The sequence below is a fragment of the Candidatus Obscuribacterales bacterium genome (assembly GCA_036703605.1).
Classification (GTDB): domain Bacteria; phylum Cyanobacteriota; class Cyanobacteriia; order RECH01; family RECH01; genus RECH01.
This window is the reverse complement of record DATNRH010000622.1, coordinates 1-1,962: the sequence shown is the minus strand read 5'-3', so window position 1 is coordinate 1,962 and position 1,962 is coordinate 1. Positions and strand designations below refer to the sequence as shown.

General features: G+C 54.4%; 4 protein-coding genes. All 4 read left to right on the top strand.

Going from position 1 to position 1,962, the window contains the following annotated elements; all coding sequences use genetic code 11:
* On the top strand, positions 1 to 216 hold a 216-nt coding region (locus V6D20_13195), incomplete at its 5' end, for a hypothetical protein (protein ID HEY9816736.1).
* A gap of 1 nt (position 217) precedes the next feature.
* Positions 218 to 415 (top strand): hypothetical protein, encoded by a 198-nt coding sequence (locus V6D20_13190; GenBank protein ID HEY9816735.1) that lies wholly within the window; start codon positions 218 to 220, stop codon positions 413 to 415.
* Positions 412 to 879 carry a hypothetical protein gene (locus V6D20_13185; protein HEY9816734.1) on the top strand — a complete coding sequence of 156 codons (468 nt, stop codon included), beginning with the start codon at positions 412 to 414 and terminating at the stop codon, positions 877 to 879. Before V6D20_13190 ends, V6D20_13185 begins: the two co-directional genes overlap by 4 nt.
* Before the next feature lie 205 nt (positions 880 to 1,084).
* The coding region (locus V6D20_13180; protein HEY9816733.1) for a glycosyl hydrolase family 28-related protein at positions 1,085 to 1,962 on the top strand (878 nt) is incomplete at its 3' end.

Genomic DNA, 1,962 nt, shown 5'->3' with positions numbered 1-1,962 from the left:
CTACCCAGCTCGTTCGTCTACTCTGCCAAGCCCGACTGGTTCGGCAACCTCACATGGCCTCCTATCAATCCCGACAGCCCTTCCTTTGATGAGACGATCATCCCTGCGGGCTACCGCTACACCAATGGCAATGAGAACTATCTCAATGGAGTCGCTAACCCCTCCCGCCGCAGCTCGCCCACGCCATCCAACAGGAGTTCGCTGCTAGGATTCTGATATGAACCCACTCAACGAAAACAACGGCAAGCCCTCCAGCATCAGGCTGGGAATGTTCATCTGCATCATCACGGGATGCTACGTGGCCATTGCTGGCCTCCACCTCGACAGGAGCTTGCTTGAGCTGCTCCCCATGAGCTTGGGCTTAATCAGCGCGGGGTTCACGGCTAAGGTCATGCAGAAACCCAAGGAGCAATGAGCTGGCTGGAAGCAATAGCGAATGCGGGAAGCGGAGGACTCATTGGAATCCTCGGTTCTGGCATATCCGGCTGGCTCAAGATCAAGGGCATGAAGGCCCAAGCGGAGATCGACGTCGCTATGGCTCGGCTCCAGATAGACGCCAAGACCATAGAGACCGACTCAGAGGACTTCAGAGCGTCTCAGGAGGCCGCGCAGAAGGAGAGCGAGTCTTTGGTATCGGTCAGCTCCATCGCCACTTCAGACAATCAGAGATGGGTCCTCATCTGGCTTCACTTCCTACGCAGTTCCGTTCGCCCCGCGTTGGCGTACACGGTCCACATCATCGCGGCAATCGTTTACTTCACCAGCCCTGAGGAATTCAGGCACACAATCCTCCAACAAATATTCACGATGGCATTCGCTTATGGCGGATGGTACTTCGGACAAAGAGAGCTGAACAAGCGTCTCTTCAGCGACAAATGAACACACACGAACCCCTAATCAAGAGCCTACTATTCTCGGTATTCAGCCTAGCGACAACCGCTACTGACAGTCTCGTGGAGTGGAACACCGTACTCGGAAACATAGGGGGCATCGTGGGTTTCTTCACCGCAATCTGCGGTCTTTACTATTTAGTGCAGGGCATCCGCATTCGCAACAGGGAACTTAATAAGAAGGACAAAGAATCATGAGCGTATCAACGACAGCATCAAGAATTGCATACACAGGCAATGGCTCCCTCGTGGGACCATATAGCTTCCCTTACTACGCGAGTTCCAGCGCGGACATTCTCGTGTACGTTGCTGGGGTCCTCCAGTCATCGGGGTACACTGTGTCGGGGTCGGGCAGCGCATGGAACGTGACGTTTACCACGGCCCCCGCTAACCTAGCCACCATCATCATCAAGCGTAGCACTGCTCGCACGCAGACATCGGACTACGTTGAGAACGACGCCATCCCCGCTGCCGTGGTTGAGGGGGATTTCGACAAGGGAGTGGCCATTGACCAAGAGCTACAGACTGAGGTTGACAGGAGCATTAAACTAGCGGTCGATGATACTCCAAGCTCTGGAAACACCACCATGCCAAAGCTTGTCGCCAACAAGCTCATAGGTCTTGACGCCAACAAAGAACTTAAATACTACACCCCCGGTGGGTCAATCCCAGGAGATGCTTCAGGAGTTACGTTTACTCAGTCAGGTGTTGGGGCCACTGAGATAACTGTTGAGGCCAAGCTCTATGAGACGGTCAGCGTCAAGGACTTTGGGGCTGTGGGTGATGGCGTGACGGACGACACTGTTGCGATTCAAGCGGCGGCGGCTCACTGTCAGCTCTCTTGGTCAAGCAACCAGAAGCCCCTCAATCTGGAGTTCCCCTCTGGCAGGTACTTGGTTAGTTCCACGCTGGACTTGACGGACATGAATATCGACATGAAGCCCAAGTCCTCAATCCTGACGACAATCACCACGGGTTCAGCCGTTCAGATTGGGTGCGTCTCCACTGATAGCGTCACCAAGTACCAGGACGATAGGAATCATGGCATGTTCTTCGTTTTGGAGGTGGAGGA

What these genes read in the sequence shown, in the direction of transcription:
- V6D20_13185 (HEY9816734.1), top strand. Translation starts at nt 412, where the DNA reads ATGAGCTGGCTGGAAGCAATAGCGAATGCGGGAAGCGGAGGACTCATT.
- V6D20_13190 (HEY9816735.1), top strand. Translation starts at nt 218, where the DNA reads ATGAACCCACTCAACGAAAACAACGGCAAGCCCTCCAGCATCAGGCTG.